Consider the following 13883-nt stretch of genomic DNA (forward strand, 5'->3'; position numbering starts at 1 on the left):
GGGGAGATGTCACGAGAGTGACAGAGGGGGATGACAACGTCGTATCGAAGTCGATCGATGAGTGTGGCGGGGAAATACCCCCCTCTGCCCTGCCGGGCATCTCCCCCTCAAGGGGGGAGATCGGTATGCCGCGCTGTTTTCCGCCATAGGTCAACGGCTCGCCCTCGTCAGGAAGGTAGCCGGAAGGCCAGACGGTATGGCGGCTTACTTTTCGCACGTTCATCGATGTTCGGGCCGCAAACTCTTCGCCGCGGCCCGCCTTTTCAGTTCATCATTTGAAGACGGCGTCGGGGTTGTCGAGGCTGTCGGAACCTTCAAGCTCGACCGTGCCGAGATCGAGCGACGCAATGACGCGCTCGATGCTTTTGGTCTGATCGACAAGGCCGTCGATCGCCTTCTGCACGACCGCATTGCCCTGGGTGTTGCCCTCGCCGATCATCTGGTCGTAGGCCTCGACCTTCTGGGCGCGGTCGGCCATGGCGTTCATCGCCGCGAGCGTCGCGTCGAGCTTGCCTTTGACTTCCGTGTCGAGCGCCTTGTCCTTGGCGGCGACCAGTTCCGAAAGCGACGGACCGGTCATCTTGGTGCCGTCGGCGCGGACGTATTCGCCGGTATAGGCCGACTTGATGCCGATCGCGTCGTTGAGATGCGAGGCATAGGTATTGTCGGAGAAGCAATCGTGCTCTTCTTCCGGATCGTGCAGCAGCAGGCCGAGCTTCATGCGCTCGCCGGCAAGCTCGCCGTAGGAGAGCGAGCCCATGCCGGTCAGGATCGCAGTCAAGCCGGCCTTCGGATCGGCCTCGACATGCTTGGAGGCCTCGCCGTCCGGCGCCCAGGCCTTCACCATGTCCTCGAGATCGGAGACGAGCAGCGTCGAGGCGGCCTTGAGATAGGCCGCGCGGCGGTCGCAATTGCCGCCGGTGCAATTGGCCTTGTCGTAGTCGGTATAGGGCCGTTCGCCCGCACCCGGGCCGGTGCCGTGCAGATCCTGGCCCCAGAGCAGGAATTCGATGGCGTGATAGCCGGTCGCGACATTCGCCTCGATCTCGCCGGCTTCGTTCAGGCCCCGGATCGTCTCGGGCGTGATATCGGTCGCGTCGAAATCCTCGCCGTTGATCTTGATCTTCGGATTGGCGATCACGTTCGCGACGTAGAGCGGGTTGGAATCGCTCTCCGTGCCATAGGAGCCGTCGACATAGTCGATCAGGCCCTCATCGAGCGGCCAGGCGTTTACCTTGCCTTCCCAATCGTCGACGATCGGATTGCCGAAGCGATAGACTTCCGTCTGCTGATAGGGAACGCGCGCCTTGATCCAGGCATCCTTGGCGGCCTCGAGGGTCGCCTCGCTCGGCGTGGCGATCAGCGCGTCGATCGCCGCGTCCAGCGCCTTGGCGGTGGTGAGCGAGTCCTGATACTTGGCTTCCGCCAACTCGGCGTAATGCTTTACCACGGATGCGGAGTCGGCGGCCTCGGCCGGCGTGACGGTGAACGCCGCGGAGGCGGCGAGAAGCGCCAACGTGGCGCCGAAAACGGTCTTGCGGATCATGTCCCTCTCCTTCGGCGGCCAGGCTTCCTACCGCCCAAGACGCGTTCTTCGCGCAAATGGAAACTGGTGTCAAACGATCTAGTTTAGAATACTTTGAAAGAAGAAGGCATGCCCTGGCCGCATTTGGTCTTGTTCAAACCTTGCGTTGCATGCGGCAGAAAAAGAATCCGTCCGTATCGGTACTTGCGGGCGTGAGAGTAACGGTCGATGCATCCTGTGATCGCGGCCGCGGAGCGCCCTTCCCGAAGATATCGTGCCAATGTGCCGCGGCCGGAGCGATCGAAAATTCGGGATTGTCGGCGCAGAAGCGCGAAACCTGCGCGTCGTTTTCCTCCGGCAGGATGGAGCAGGTGACGTAGAGAAGCGCGCCGCCCGGCCTCACGAAGGCGGCCGCTTCGGCAAGCGCCTCCTGCTGCTGGGCGATGCGTTCGTCGAGGTTTTTCGGCGTCAGGCGCCACTTGGTGTCCGGCCGCCGGCGCCAGGTGCCGGTGCCGGTGCAGGGGGCATCGACCAGCACGGCATCGAGCTTGCCTTTCAGCGCGTCGAGCTGCCGGGCGTCGTCATGGACCTGAACGTTGCGGGTGCCGGCGCGGCGCAGCCGTTCGATGATCGGCGCCAGCCGCTTGCGGTCGGCGTCATAGGCATGGATCTGCCCTTTGTTGTGCATGGCGGCCGCCATGGCGAGCGTCTTGCCGCCGCCGCCGGCGCAATAGTCGAGCACCTGGTCGTGTTCGCCGGGCTGCACGAGATCGGCGACGATCTGCGAGCCTTCGTCCTGAACCTCGAACCAGCCCTTCTGGAATGAAAGTTCGGCTGTGACGTTCGGCAGCCGGGACGCTCCCTCGCCGGCGGCAATCCGGATGCCGTTTCTGGCGATGCGCGAAGGTTTCGCACCGGAGCGTTCCAGAGCCCTGACGACTTTCTCCCGGCTTGCCTTCAGCGTATTGGCGCGCAGATCGAGGGTCGGCCGGCCGGCCAGCGCCTTGGCCTCGACAAGCCAGTCCTCGCCGAAATTGGCTTCGAAGGACGGCTGGATCCAGTCCGGGATGTCGCCCTGTACGTGCGGGGATGCGTCTTCGAGATTGCGGGAGGCCAGCGCCGAGACGTTCGCCTCGGTAAGCGCCGGCGGCGCGAAGCGGTCATCGGCGAACTCGGCCTGGAGAGCTTCAGGGGTGAGGCCCCATTGCCGGATGAGGACCGCATGGGCTAGGGCGGTGGGGCTTTCGTCGTCCATGAGCCAAGCGTGCGAGAGCCGCATGCGCAACGCGTCGTAGACGATGTTGCCGATCGCGGCCCGGTCGCCGGAACCGGCGAAACGATGCGCCAGGCCCCAGTCCTTGAGGGCGTCGGCGACAGGACGCTTGCGCGTCTCGATGTCGGCCAGCACCTCGATGGCTCCGGCCAATCGCCCGCCCAGTCGCATGTCGCTCTCCGTTTCGGTTGCACCCGTATGACTTGGGTTCCTAACCGCGATCGGGCGGAAGGGCAAGGGGCGGGACCTTGCGGTCTCAGCCGTCGACGTCCTTCAGGCCCTTGCCGGCGACCTTCTGGTTCTCGGCGGCAACGATCTGATAGCAGACCTGCGCCGTGCCGGCGCTGACCATGCCGATGTTCTGCGCCGCGGCCTTCGACACGTCGATCACCCGCCCGCGGATGAAGGGCCCACGGTCGTTGATGCGCACGATGACGCTTTTGCCGTTTCGCTTGTTGGTGACCTTGACCTTGGTGCCGAAGGGCAGCGAGCGATGCGCCGCGGTCAGTTTGGAAGGATTCATCCGTTCGCCGGATGCCGTCTTGGAAGTCAGAGCATACCAGGATGCGTGGCCGCATCCGGGCGCAGCATTGGCCTGCGCGGAGCCGAGAAGTGCAAAACTTGCAGCGGCCGCCGCGGCGCAAATCGAGCGTCGAATTTTTTTCAAAGTCGTCGTCCCCGTCGTTTGTCCCTGCACGTTGCGTGCAAAAACGGCTAAGCAGGGCGAAAAATGGCGAAAAAGTGGGGTTTTCGATCACGGAACATTACAGGCTGTAACATTCGTGATTAAATTGCTCGCAATCTTTTTAAGAAGCCAGCTAAATTGTGACAGAAGAAAACATTTAAAAACAGCAGGAAAGCGGAATGGAATTCCAGCGTGACTCTGCGTAGCGCCGCGATCACAAAAATTGCAGAAAAAAATTTGTTGCAACGCAGGATTCTCTGCCTCATTCGCGCAAATTTTGTGATGCGTTGCCCCAAATATTAAGAAATAATGATCCGGCGGAAGAAGTGGATGGAAATTTCATCCGTTTCAAAACGGGAAAACTCAACCTCTCCAGAGGTCCGTGGACCACATTTCAGCGAGCGACATGCGATAATTCGGGAAGCGGAATTGAAAGCCCGCGGCGCGGATCTTGGCGTTCGAAACGCGCTTGTTGGCGCCGTAGAAGGAGCGTGCCATCGGGGTCATCTCGGCGGTCTCGAAATCCTGTTCCGGCGGCGGCTCGACGCCCATCAGGCGGGCAGCCTCGACGATGACGTCCTGCGGCGGACCGGGCTCGTCGTCGGTGACATTATATATGCCGCCCATCTTCCCCTTCGCGAGGAAGACGGTGGCACCCGCAATGTCCTCGACGCGGATGCGGTTGAAGACCTGGCCTTGCTTTATGATGCGCCGTGCCGTGCCGCGGGCGAGATTGACGAAGGCGTTGCGCCCGGGGCCGTAGATGCCTGAAAGGCGCAGCCTTGCGAGCGGCGCGCCGGCGGCCTCGCCCTCCGTCGCCCAGGCTTCCTCGGTGTCCACCCTTTCGATGGAACGGCCCTGGACGGGGCTGCCGGGTGTCTCTTCCGTCACCCAGCCGCCGCCGTGATCGCCGTAGACGCCGACGGTCGAGAGATAGCCGATCCATTCGAGCTTGGGGCAGAGGTCCCGCAGTCTGCCCCGCACCAGCTTCAGCAGAGGACCGCCTTCGGTAGGCGGGATCGGGCCTTGAGGGTCGCCCCCCTCATCCGACCCTTCGGGCCACCTTCTCCCCGCTGGGGAGAAGGGGAGAGGCTGCGCCGCCGCCGTTTCTCCTCTCCCCTCGGGGAGAGGGTGGCCGAGCGGAGCTGAGGCCGGGTGAGGGGGCGGCTCGCTCTTGACCTTTGTTGGAGGAATCGACTGGACAAGGTGAGTCGCCTCCTTCAACTCCGCCAGCAATTCCGCGCTGAACGGGCTGCCGTCGAAGACGAAGGCCTTGATGTCCCTGTCTGCCAGTTCAAGCGCTTTTGCCGGCGTCCGCGTCGTGCCGGAAACCCGGGCGCCTTCCGCCTTGAACGCTTCCGCGATCGCCTGGCCCGAATAGCCGCATCCGAAGATCATCACCCGCATCAACCCGCTCCCGCCAGTCGCCATTCTTCCTGCACGTCCGGATCATCCTCCACCTCGCGCGTTTGCGCAAACCGGGCGAAGTCCTCCTGCCGCATGAGGCGTTTCAAGGCCCATATAGCCATGCCGCGCACGACAGGCGAGGGGTCGCGCGCGAGTTCGAGGCATTGCCCGATCAGACCCGGATCGCCGGAATTGCCGGCCGCGATCAGCACGTTGCGGACGAAGCGGTCCCGGCCGATGCGCTTCACCGGGGAGCCGCTGAAGAAGGCGCGGAAAGCGGCGTCGTCGAGCGTCAGCAGGAAGGCGATCGGCGGTTCCTTGAGATCCTCCCGCGCGCGGAGCTTCATTTCGGAGGCGCTTGCCGCGAACTTGTTCCACGGACAGGCGGCGAGACAGTCGTCGCAGCCATAGATACGGTTGCCGATCAGCGGCCGGAATTCCGGATCGATCGGCCCTTTGTGCTCGATCGTCAGATAGGAGATGCAGCGCCGCGCATCGAGCCTGTAAGGTGCGGGAAAGGCGGCCGTCGGGCAGGCGTCGAGGCAGGCGCGGCAGGAACCGCAATGGTCGGCCTCCGGCACATCCTGAATAAGGTCGGCCGTGGTGAACAGGCTGCCGAGGAAGAGCCAGGAGCCGTGCGTGCGGCTGACGAGATTGGTGTGCTTGCCCTGCCAGCCGAGGCCGGCCGCCTCGGCAAGCGGCTTTTCCATGACGGGCGCCGTATCGACGAAGACCTTGACGTCCTCGCCGGCGCGAGCGGCAAACCGCGTGGCGATTTCCTTCAGCCGGCCCTTGACGACGTCGTGATAGTCGCGGTTGCGGGCATAGACCGAGATCGCCGCCTTGTCCGGCTTGTCGAGAATGCCGCGCGGGTCTTCGTCCGGACCGTAGTTCAGACCGAACAGGACGATGGATTTGACCTCGGACCAGAGCGCCTTCGGATCGGCGCGGCGCTCCCGCGTCTCGGCCATCCACGCCATCGTGCCGTGATGGCCTTCGTCGAGGAAGGTCTGAAGCCGTTCCGGCGCGCGCGGAATGCTGTCCGGCCCGGTGATCCGACAGAGGTCGAAGCCTTGGGCTCCCGCTTCCTCGCGAATGAAGGCGGTCAGCTTCTCCCCCCGGCGGAACGCCTTTTCGTCCTCTCGTCTCTGGTCAGAAATCAAGGTCCGCATAGTGGGATACCGGGGTCACGCCGCGGATGCGTTCGGCAAGCAACGGCCGGAAGGAGGGGCGGGATTTCAGCCGCTGGTACCAGTCCTTGGCGACGGGCGTTTCGGCCCAGTCGATTTCGCCGAGATAGTCGAGCACCGAAATCGAGGCGGCGGCGGCAAGGTCTGCGTAGCTCAGCCGGTCGCCCGCAAGCCAGGGCCGCGAGCCGGCGAGCCAGGAAAGATACTTCATGTGCTGGCGGATATTGGCGCGCGACGTGCGCAGCACTTTCGAATCGGGCGCGCCGCCGCCATGCGCCGCGCTCATCTGCAGCTTGTAGATGCGCTCGCGGGTGAGCGGCCGGGTGACGTCCTGCTCCATTTTCTGCAGGAACCATTCGGTGAGGCGGCGGATTTCGGCCCGCTGCCAGGGATCTTCGGCGAGCAGCCGGCGGTCGCGCTTCAGCACGCCGTGCGTCTCGTCCAGAAATTCCAGGAGCACGGAAGGGCCACAAAGCACTCTCATGCTGTCGTCCACGTAGACGGGAAGCGTGCCCGCCGGGTTGAGCGTCAGGAACTCCCTCCGCTTTTCCCAGGGCTGCTCTTCGACCAGTTCCGACTGAAAGCCGTATTCTGCGAGGATCAGCCGGACGAACCGCGAGGCCGAAGACATGGGATGATGATAGAGGGTAGGCATGGATAACTTCACGAATGGTGTATAGGGAGGATGTGGTCGCTTCGCGCGCCCGCCTGACATATGCCAGCTATATGGATTTGGTAGGGCCAACACAAGCAACGGCTCATAGAGTACCTCAAACTGCCCTTATCTGCTCAATAAAGGATTAAGAATGGCGGATCAGTCCATCATCAGCGCCCTCGTTCTTGGCTTGATCGAGGGGCTTACGGAATTTCTTCCCGTTTCCTCAACTGCTCACGTCCTGCTCGCCGGCCATTTTCTCGGCTTCCAATCTCCCGGCAACACCTTCGCGGTCCTGATCCAGCTCGGAGCGATCCTGGCGATTCTGCTCGTTTATGCCCAAAAGCTGCTGCAGATCGCGATGGACCTGCCGACCAGCCCGAAGGCAAGGCGTTTCGTGCTGACGGTGCTGATCGCCTTCCTGCCTGCGGCGGTGATCGGTGCGCTCGCCCACGATTTCATCAAGACCGTGCTCTTCGAGACGCCGATGCTGATCTGCGTGGTGCTGATCCTGGGCGGTTTCGTGCTGCTTGCCGTCGACAAGATGAAGTTTCAGCCGAAATATCACGACGTGATGGACTATCCGCTGTCGCTCGCCTTCAAGATCGGCCTCTGCCAGTGTGTGGCCATGATCCCCGGCACGTCGCGCTCGGGCGCCACCATCGTCGGCGCGCTGCTCATGGGCGCGGACAAGCGCTCGGCGGCGGAATTCTCCTTCTTCCTCGCCATGCCGACCATGCTCGGCGCGTTCGTGCTCGATCTCTATAAGAATCGCGATGCGCTGAGCTTCTCGGACGGCGCCGTAATCGCCGTCGGCTTCGTCGCGGCGTTCGTCACAGCGATCGTCGTGGTGCGCTCGCTGCTCGATTTCGTCTCAAGCCGCGGCTACGCGCCCTTCGCCTATTGGCGGATCGCGGTCGGCGCCATTGGATTGATCGCCCTTCTCCTGGGCGCATGAAGGAAAAGGCGGCTTGCATGGCCGCCTGTCCTCCCGGAATTAGTGAAGGATAGCAGCCGTGCTGCAGGGATCCACGCCATAGGCGGGTGCGCATTCGCTCTTGCCGACCGCCCCCGTTCTCGGAGCCATGAAGGAACCCGCGAGAATGATCAATGCTGCGCACGCAAAAAAGAGCGCGATGGGCCTGCCCATGGAGGAATGCCTTTCGAAGGATGATTTGATCGTCACGGTTGCGTCTGTTCCGCGAAGGAGGGTGTATGGGTGGAACCGAAAGATTTCAATATAAGATTTTACTGAATCCGCCGTTAACGCCCGACGATTTGAAACTGCGGCCTTTGTGCCACAGACGTTGCCCGGAAAATGGGCGCGAAAATACCGATGCCCGCTTTTTGAGCGGCTAACGCACTGGTTTAATGATGATATAAGTCTTCCCTAAATAAAGGATCAGGCAGCCCGGCCTGATCCCGTATACTGGCCGTGGGGCCTGTACTGTACCAGATAGGAGGGCAGGATCGAGGCGGCCAGCGTCGGGCGGATGCCCATTCCTTCAAGCGTGCGGCCTTCCTTCGCGGCAGCGTCGGAAACGATATTGTCGACCTTCAGCAGCTTCACCTGATCGGGGGTGATCGGCGGCTGCACGAAGGGGATGAGCGAGGCGAGGCTGCCGATCAGCGACGCGATGCCGAAGGGCAGCGAGATGAGCGAGCGCTCGCGGTTGGTGATGCGCTGCATGGTCTCGAGACATTGGCGGAAGGTCATGACCTCAGGGCCGCCGAGCTCGTAGATCCTGCCCGAAGTGATCGTTCCGTCGACGGAACGGGCGACGGCTTCCGCAACGTCCTCGACATAGACCGGCTGAAACTTCGTTTTGCCGCCGCCGACGAGCGGCAGGGCCGGGAAGATGCGCGCCATAGCAGCGAACTTGTTGAAGAAGCTGTCCTCCGGGCCGAACATGATCGACGGCCGCAGGATCACGGCGTCCGGCAGCAAGGAGAAGATCGCCGCTTCCGCGCGGCCCTTGGTGCGGGCATAGGAGGATTCCGAATTCGGATCGGCGCCGATCGCCGAGATGTGGGTCAGCCTGGCGCCGGCGGCGCTGGCCGCTTCCGCGATCGAACGGACGCCGAACTCCTGCACGGCATCGAACGTGTTGCGGCCGCTCTCGAACATGATGCCGACGCAGTTCACCAGATGGGAAGAGCCTTCGACGGCACGGAAGATCGACTGGCGGTAGCGGAGGTTCGCCTGAACCAGCGAAATCTGCCCGACATAGCCCGCCGGCAGCAGGAAGCCCGCGAGATCGGGACGGCGCACCGCGACGCGGACGCGATAACCGCGCCTGGCGAGCGCCCGCACCACATGCCGCCCGACGAACCCCGATCCTCCGAAAACGGTGACGAGTGGCGGAAGGTTGCTGACGGTCATGATCTGCTCCGGGAGCTGCAAGGGAAGGATTGGCGCCTGTTTAACCGAATTGCGGCACGGGTGGAAGTGTCTCCGGTGCCGCAGCACATGCGGTTTTCGGGAGTTTAGACGCCGTCCACGACGACCAGTTCGCCATCGGCCGCTTCCTGGCGTATTTTTGCGGCGATCTGGTATTCGGGCGAGTGGTAACAGTCGACGGCCGCCTGCCTGGAGGGGAATTCGATCACCACGTTGCGGGCGCGCGCCTTGCCTTCCAGCTCGGTGATCTCGCCGCCGCGGGCGAGAAATTTGGCGCCGTATTTCTCAAAGGGCACCTTCGTGGCTGCGACATAGTCCTTGTAGCGTTCGGGGTCGCGGATATCGATGCGGGCGATCCAGTATCCCTTTGCCATGATGTTCCTCCAGGGCGTGTTCGGATAAGCTGACTTCGGTCAAATCATGGGGCAAGTCAATATGATGCGTATCGTAGCCGGTGCCCTGGTCGCAGGTCTTTCGGCCGCCGCGGCAATCGCCGTATCGCATCCGGTGCGCGCCGAAGCGAGAGCCTGTTCCGCCGATATCTACTCCGCTCTCCGCAAACCCGCCCCGGAAAAGACAAAACCGGTGGAGATCGCCTGCGACCTGTCTCTCGCGAAGACGGATGCCGTCACCCGGCCCATAGCCTTTTCAGGCAGCGCCGCTTCCGGCGTGACGCTCGATTGCAATGGCGGCACGCTGGACGGGACGGTGGCCAAGGGCCGGACGATTTTGATCCGCTCGCTCCGCCGGGCGGACGGAAGCTGGGATGCGCCTCGCGGCATCCGGATACGCAACTGCACGATCAGGGGCGATGTCCGCATCGAGGGCCTCGGCAGCAACGGCCAGGCGGAAGGAGTGCGGCTGTCTTCCCTCGAAGCCGGGCATACCGGGCGGGCCCAGGCTGCGGCGCCAAGCGGCATCACGCTTCAGAACATCACCTTCGTGGCGGATGGCGGCATTCCGCTTTATGCCGCGCCGGGCGTGACGGAAATGACCGTCGGGAACTCCCGCTTTACCGGCAGCACGAACGGTACGGCGATCTATCTGGATGCGGAATCCGCTCGAAACCGGATCATCGGCAACATGTTCGACATCCGCACCGCCCGGCGCGAGATGATCGCGATCGACGGTTCGGCGGACAACCGCATCGAAGGCAACCTGTTCGAGAACCCGATCAAGGGCGGCATTTTTGTCTACCGCAATTGCGGCGAGGGCGGCACGATCCGTCACCAGAAGCCGGAGCACAACGTCATCACCGGCAACACGTTCCGCTATGCGAATTTCTGGGCGGCGCGGCCGGCGGTCTGGCTCGGCAGCCGGCAGGCAGCGAGTTCCTACTGCTTCTCGCGGCCGGACCGGCCGTTCGGCAGCAGCCTCAGCCCCTACGATTATGCGCAATACAATACCGTCACCGGCAACCGCCTGCCCGGTGGGAGGCCGAGCCTGATCGTCGACCATGACGAGCACAACACGGTTTCGGACAATCGTTAGAGGACAGATGCCATCTCGGCGAGGATGGCTTGCGCCGCCGCCTTCGGATCGGGCGCCTTGACGATCGGCCGCCCGACGACGAGATGGCTCGAACCGGCGCTGAGCGCGTCGGCCGGCGTCATCACCCGCTTCTGGTCGCCCGCATCCGAGCCTGCGGGGCGGATGCCGGGGGTCACGACCGCCATCTTCGGTCCGACGATCCTGCGCACGGCGGCGGATTCTTCCGCCGAGCAGACGATGCCGCCCATGCCGGCGGCAAGCGCCTGTTCGGCGCGGCGCAGCACCAGCGTGTGCGGATCGTATTCGTAACCGGCATCGGTGAGATCGGCCTCGTCCATGGAGGTCAGCACCGTGACCGCGAGCAGGCAGAGATCCGAGCCTCTTGCGGCGTCGACCGCGGCGCGCATCGCCTTCGGATAGGCATGCAGGGTGAGCATCGTGACGCCCATCTTGACGATGTTCTCGACGCCCTTCGCCACCGTGTTGTCGATGTCGAGCAGCTTCATGTCGAGGAACACCTGCTTGCCGTCCTTGACGAGGTCGCGGGCGAATTCCAGTCCGCCGGCAAAGGCAAGCTGGTAGCCGACCTTGTAGAAGGAGACCGTGTCGCCGAGCGTGGCGACCATCTTTTCCGCTTCCGCGACGGTCGGGATGTCGAGGCCCACGATCAGGCGGTCACGCGTGTTCATGCCCTGATTCCTTCCCATGTTTCGATCGGGGTCCAGTCGCACGAGACGGCGCGATCCGCAAGGGTAAAGCAGAAGAGATTTCCGCCGCCGCCCGGCTGGTCGCGATCACGGGCGATCGGCGCACCGAGGAGATGGCATTTCAAAAGCGTCCCGACGCCGCCATGGCCGACGAATGCGATCGGCACGTGCGGGCTATGATCCGCGAGGATGCGATTGACCGCCGAAACCATGCGTCTCTGGGCATCGATCGCACGCTCCCAACCTCTAAAACTTTCGGTCGGGTGGGCGAAGAACCAGTTCGCGGCCTCCTCGAACGCGGGCGGCGGCAGAAAGCCGGTTGCCGAACGGTCGTTCTCATGGGTGTCGTGAGCGATCTCGATCGTGAGACCGGATGCGGAGGCGAGAATTTCGGCCGTTTCGATCGCCTTCATCTCGCCGCTGGAAACGATCCGGCCGAGTTGCCTGGCCCATGGTGACTTCGCTGCGGCCTCGGCGCGGGCACGGCCGATATCGGAAAGGCCCCATTTCGGCACCGGAATATCCGGGTCGATCCGAACCTGCGGATGGGTAATGTAGAGGCCGAAGGTCACGATCAGCCGCGCGTATAGGTCCAGAGCTGCGCCGGCGGGATGTTGCGGACCACGAAATCGTAATGCTTGATCCTGTAGCGGTCCGGATTGGCGATGATCGGGGAGACGGGGCCGTAGGTGATCTGCATCACCGGCCGGCCGGCGGGAATGCGGTCGAGCAGGTCTTCGAGCAGCGCGATGCGCCGCTCCATCGGGAAGCTCAAGAGCGGGATCGCCGAAACGACGCTGTCGAAAGTCTTGTCCTTCCAGGCGCCGAGGGTGCGTTGGAGATCGAAGGCGTCGCCGTTGATGAAGTTGACGCCCGGAAACGTGCGGACGAGATGCTGGTAGAAATCCGTCGAATATTCGATCGAGACGAGATTTCCCGGCGCGACGCCATGCTTCAGGATCGCCTTGGTGATGATGCCGGTGCCGGGTCCGAGTTCGAGCACGGGCAGGCCGGATGTCGTATCGATGACGCTTGCCATGCGTTTCGCCGTGACCGAGGAGGTCGGGCAGATCGCGCCGACGCTCTTGGGTCCGTCCATCCAGCCTTTGAAGAACCGGATCTCTTCGTCGAACTTGCGGCCAAGCCGCTCCTTCAGGCGCAACTCCATGGGTATGTCCTCTCCCTTTCTGCCCCTATGTGGCCCCGCATGCCGCAAAAGCAAGAGAAAATGTCGCAGCGGGAAAAATTCCATGAAAAAGGCGGCTGAAAATTTTGCCAGCCGCCCCAAAGGCTTAGACCCGCATCGGCATCAGGACGTAGAGCGCGTCGTCCCCCGCCGTGTCGCGCACCAGCGTCGGCGAACCCGCATCCGCCAGCATGAAGATCGCGTCCTCGCCGGAAAGCTGGGCGGTGATGTCGAGGAGGTATTTGGCGTTGAAGCCGATTTCCATCGGATCGGCGTCGTAGCCGACTGCCACTTCTTCGGTGGCGCTGCCGGAATCCGGGTTGTTCACCGTCAGCATGAGCTGGCCGTCCGTCAGCGACAGCTTCACCGCGCGGCCGCGCTCGGAAGAGATGGTCGAGACGCGGTCGACGGCCTTGGTGAAGCTCTCGCAATCGACGCGCATCTCCTTGTCGTTGCCGGTCGGGATGACGCGCTGGTAGTCCGGGAAAGTGCCGTCGATCAGCTTGGAGGTCATCACGATCGTGCCGATCGTCAGGCGGATCTTGGCGTCGGACACTTCGACGGTGACGATCGCTTCCGGATCGTCGACCAGCTTCTGGAGTTCGCCGACCGTCTTGCGCGGAATGATGATGCCCGGCATGCCTTCGGAGCCGGACGGCGCCTGGACATCGGCACGCGCCAGGCGGTGCCCGTCGGTCGCGACGGCGCGCAGCTTCAGGTCGCCGCCGGCTTCGATCGTGTGGAAGAAGATGCCGTTCAGGTAATAGCGGGTCTCCTCGGTGGAGATCGCGAACTGCGTGCGGTCGATCAGCATTTTGAGATCGGCCGCCTTCAGCTTGAAGGTATGCGTGAAGCTGCCGGCGGTCAGATCAGGGAAATCCGATTCCGGCAGGCATTGCAGCGAGAATTTCGACCGGCCTGACTGCACCGTCATGGAACTGCTGTCCGGGTTGGTGGCGAGCAGCACTTCCGAACCGTCGGGCAGCTTGCGGACGATTTCATAGAGCAGATGCGCGGGCACCGTCGTGGCGCCGGCAGTCTCGACCATGGCCGGCACGGCTTCGGTGATTTCGAGATCGAGGTCGGTCGCCTTGAGATCCAGGCTGCTGCCGGAGGCGCGCATCAGCACGTTGGAAAGGATCGGAATCGTGTTCCGCCGCTCGACCACGCGATGCACGTGGTTCAGCGATTTTAAGAGGTTGGACCGCTCAAGAGTAATACGCATGGACGCTACCGCTTTCGACCGTGGAGGCCGGCAAGGCCGGACCCCATATTTTTGTCGGGTTTGTAGGCCGACTGTATGATGTGGACCGGCAAAATGGCAGACAAAGGCGGAGAAAAGCAAGAGGTGAACGAGAGGTTA

At 63.1% G+C, this 13883-nt stretch carries 15 protein-coding genes; 3 read left to right on the forward strand and 12 right to left on the reverse strand.

The features are described from left to right. Nucleotides 1–271: 271 nt before the first annotated feature. The 3 genes from ACMGE0_RS23900 to ACMGE0_RS23910 form a co-directional block, all read right to left on the reverse strand. On the reverse strand, nucleotides 272–1546 hold the full coding sequence (locus ACMGE0_RS23900) for an imelysin family protein (protein WP_436818397.1): 1275 nt from the start codon (nucleotides 1544–1546) through the stop codon (nucleotides 272–274). A 133-nt stretch (nucleotides 1547–1679) separates the two neighbouring features. After that, nucleotides 1680–2969 (reverse strand): RsmB/NOP family class I SAM-dependent RNA methyltransferase, encoded by a 1290-nt coding sequence (locus ACMGE0_RS23905; RefSeq protein WP_436818398.1) that lies wholly within the window; start codon nucleotides 2967–2969, stop codon nucleotides 1680–1682. An 85-nt stretch (nucleotides 2970–3054) separates the two neighbouring features. Continuing rightward, the gene (locus ACMGE0_RS23910) at nucleotides 3055–3456 is read right to left on the reverse strand and encodes a septal ring lytic transglycosylase RlpA family protein (protein ID WP_436818517.1); all 402 of its coding nucleotides are present in this window, start codon (nucleotides 3454–3456) and stop codon (nucleotides 3055–3057) included. Here ACMGE0_RS23910 and ACMGE0_RS23915 point away from each other — a divergent pair. Then, on the forward strand, nucleotides 3341–3679 hold the full coding sequence (locus ACMGE0_RS23915; protein ID WP_436818521.1) for a hypothetical protein: 339 nt from the start codon (nucleotides 3341–3343) through the stop codon (nucleotides 3677–3679). The two genes, ACMGE0_RS23910 and ACMGE0_RS23915, sit on opposite strands and share 116 nt — an antisense overlap. Before the next feature lie 167 nt (nucleotides 3680–3846). Here the strand turns inward: ACMGE0_RS23915 and ACMGE0_RS23920 are convergent, their stop codons facing one another. Genes ACMGE0_RS23920 through ACMGE0_RS23930 form a run of 3 tightly spaced genes read right to left on the reverse strand, consistent with a single transcriptional unit; the run spans nucleotide 3847 to nucleotide 6735 of the window. Then, complete coding sequence (locus tag ACMGE0_RS23920; RefSeq protein WP_436818399.1) at nucleotides 3847–4890, reverse strand: SDR family oxidoreductase; 1044 nt, start codon at nucleotides 4888–4890, stop codon at nucleotides 3847–3849. Continuing rightward, nucleotides 4890–6062 (reverse strand): tRNA epoxyqueuosine(34) reductase QueG, encoded by a 1173-nt coding sequence (gene queG, locus ACMGE0_RS23925; protein ID WP_436818400.1) that lies wholly within the window; start codon nucleotides 6060–6062, stop codon nucleotides 4890–4892. The genes ACMGE0_RS23920 and queG overlap by 1 nt, the downstream gene beginning before the upstream one ends. Then, nucleotides 6043–6735 (reverse strand): glutathione S-transferase family protein, encoded by a 693-nt coding sequence (locus tag ACMGE0_RS23930; protein WP_436818401.1) that lies wholly within the window; start codon nucleotides 6733–6735, stop codon nucleotides 6043–6045. Before ACMGE0_RS23930 ends, queG begins: the two co-directional genes overlap by 20 nt. Before the next feature lie 151 nt (nucleotides 6736–6886). On the opposite strand from ACMGE0_RS23930, the gene ACMGE0_RS23935 reads away from it, so the two are divergent. Next, entirely contained in the window at nucleotides 6887–7693 is an 807-nt protein-coding gene (locus ACMGE0_RS23935; RefSeq protein ID WP_436818402.1) for an undecaprenyl-diphosphate phosphatase, read from the forward strand. Nucleotides 7694–8137: 444 nt separating this feature from the next. On the opposite strand, the gene ACMGE0_RS23940 is transcribed toward ACMGE0_RS23935, so the two are convergent. Together ACMGE0_RS23940 and ACMGE0_RS23945 are read right to left on the reverse strand one after the other, a co-directional pair. After that, nucleotides 8138–9118, reverse strand: a complete 981-nt coding sequence (locus ACMGE0_RS23940) for a complex I NDUFA9 subunit family protein (RefSeq protein ID WP_436818403.1) — start codon at nucleotides 9116–9118, stop codon at nucleotides 8138–8140. 104 nt (nucleotides 9119–9222) lie between these two features. After that, complete coding sequence (locus tag ACMGE0_RS23945; protein WP_436818404.1) at nucleotides 9223–9510, reverse strand: DUF1330 domain-containing protein; 288 nt, start codon at nucleotides 9508–9510, stop codon at nucleotides 9223–9225. 61 nt (nucleotides 9511–9571) lie between these two features. Here ACMGE0_RS23945 and ACMGE0_RS23950 point away from each other — a divergent pair, with 61 nt between their 5' ends. Further along, complete coding sequence (locus tag ACMGE0_RS23950; RefSeq protein ID WP_436818405.1) at nucleotides 9572–10627, forward strand: NosD domain-containing protein; 1056 nt, start codon at nucleotides 9572–9574, stop codon at nucleotides 10625–10627. On the opposite strand, the gene pyrF is transcribed toward ACMGE0_RS23950, so the two are convergent. The 4 genes from pyrF to dnaN all read right to left on the reverse strand — a co-directional run bounded on the left by pyrF (nucleotide 10624) and on the right by dnaN (nucleotide 13745). Continuing rightward, nucleotides 10624–11316, reverse strand: coding sequence for an orotidine-5'-phosphate decarboxylase (gene pyrF, locus ACMGE0_RS23955; RefSeq protein ID WP_436818406.1), 693 nt, complete (start codon nucleotides 11314–11316; stop codon nucleotides 10624–10626). The two genes, ACMGE0_RS23950 and pyrF, sit on opposite strands and share 4 nt — an antisense overlap. Beyond that, nucleotides 11313–11906 (reverse strand): histidine phosphatase family protein, encoded by a 594-nt coding sequence (locus ACMGE0_RS23960; RefSeq protein ID WP_436818407.1) that lies wholly within the window; start codon nucleotides 11904–11906, stop codon nucleotides 11313–11315. The genes pyrF and ACMGE0_RS23960 overlap by 4 nt, the downstream gene beginning before the upstream one ends. A 2-nt stretch (nucleotides 11907–11908) precedes the next feature. Then, a complete protein-coding gene (gene pmtA / locus ACMGE0_RS23965) occupies nucleotides 11909–12502 on the reverse strand; it encodes a phospholipid N-methyltransferase PmtA (RefSeq protein WP_436818408.1) in 594 nt (197 codons plus the stop codon). 124 nt (nucleotides 12503–12626) lie between these two features. Next, on the reverse strand, nucleotides 12627–13745 hold the full coding sequence (gene dnaN, locus ACMGE0_RS23970) for a DNA polymerase III subunit beta (protein WP_436818409.1): 1119 nt from the start codon (nucleotides 13743–13745) through the stop codon (nucleotides 12627–12629). Nucleotides 13746–13883: the final 138 nt, after the last annotated feature.

It is taken from the genome of Neorhizobium descurainiae, assembly GCF_051400715.1.
Lineage (GTDB): Bacteria > Pseudomonadota > Alphaproteobacteria > Rhizobiales > Rhizobiaceae > Neorhizobium.

Bases quoted from the DNA above. Each gene is read 5' to 3' on its own strand.
- ACMGE0_RS23900 (WP_436818397.1), bottom strand. From the start codon at position 1,546: ATGATCCGCAAGACCGTTTTCGGCGCCACGTTGGCGCTTCTCGCCGCC.
- ACMGE0_RS23905 (WP_436818398.1), bottom strand. From the start codon at position 2,969: ATGCGACTGGGCGGGCGATTGGCCGGAGCCATCGAGGTGCTGGCCGAC.
- ACMGE0_RS23920 (WP_436818399.1), bottom strand. From the start codon at position 4,890: ATGCGGGTGATGATCTTCGGATGCGGCTATTCGGGCCAGGCGATCGCG.
- queG (WP_436818400.1), bottom strand. From the start codon at position 6,062: ATGCGGACCTTGATTTCTGACCAGAGACGAGAGGACGAAAAGGCGTTC.
- ACMGE0_RS23930 (WP_436818401.1), bottom strand. From the start codon at position 6,735: ATGCCTACCCTCTATCATCATCCCATGTCTTCGGCCTCGCGGTTCGTC.
- ACMGE0_RS23935 (WP_436818402.1), top strand. From the start codon at position 6,887: ATGGCGGATCAGTCCATCATCAGCGCCCTCGTTCTTGGCTTGATCGAG.
- ACMGE0_RS23940 (WP_436818403.1), bottom strand. From the start codon at position 9,118: ATGACCGTCAGCAACCTTCCGCCACTCGTCACCGTTTTCGGAGGATCG.
- ACMGE0_RS23945 (WP_436818404.1), bottom strand. From the start codon at position 9,510: ATGGCAAAGGGATACTGGATCGCCCGCATCGATATCCGCGACCCCGAA.
- ACMGE0_RS23950 (WP_436818405.1), top strand. From the start codon at position 9,572: ATGATGCGTATCGTAGCCGGTGCCCTGGTCGCAGGTCTTTCGGCCGCC.
- pyrF (WP_436818406.1), bottom strand. From the start codon at position 11,316: ATGAACACGCGTGACCGCCTGATCGTGGGCCTCGACATCCCGACCGTC.
- pmtA (WP_436818408.1), bottom strand. From the start codon at position 12,502: ATGGAGTTGCGCCTGAAGGAGCGGCTTGGCCGCAAGTTCGACGAAGAG.
- dnaN (WP_436818409.1), bottom strand. From the start codon at position 13,745: ATGCGTATTACTCTTGAGCGGTCCAACCTCTTAAAATCGCTGAACCAC.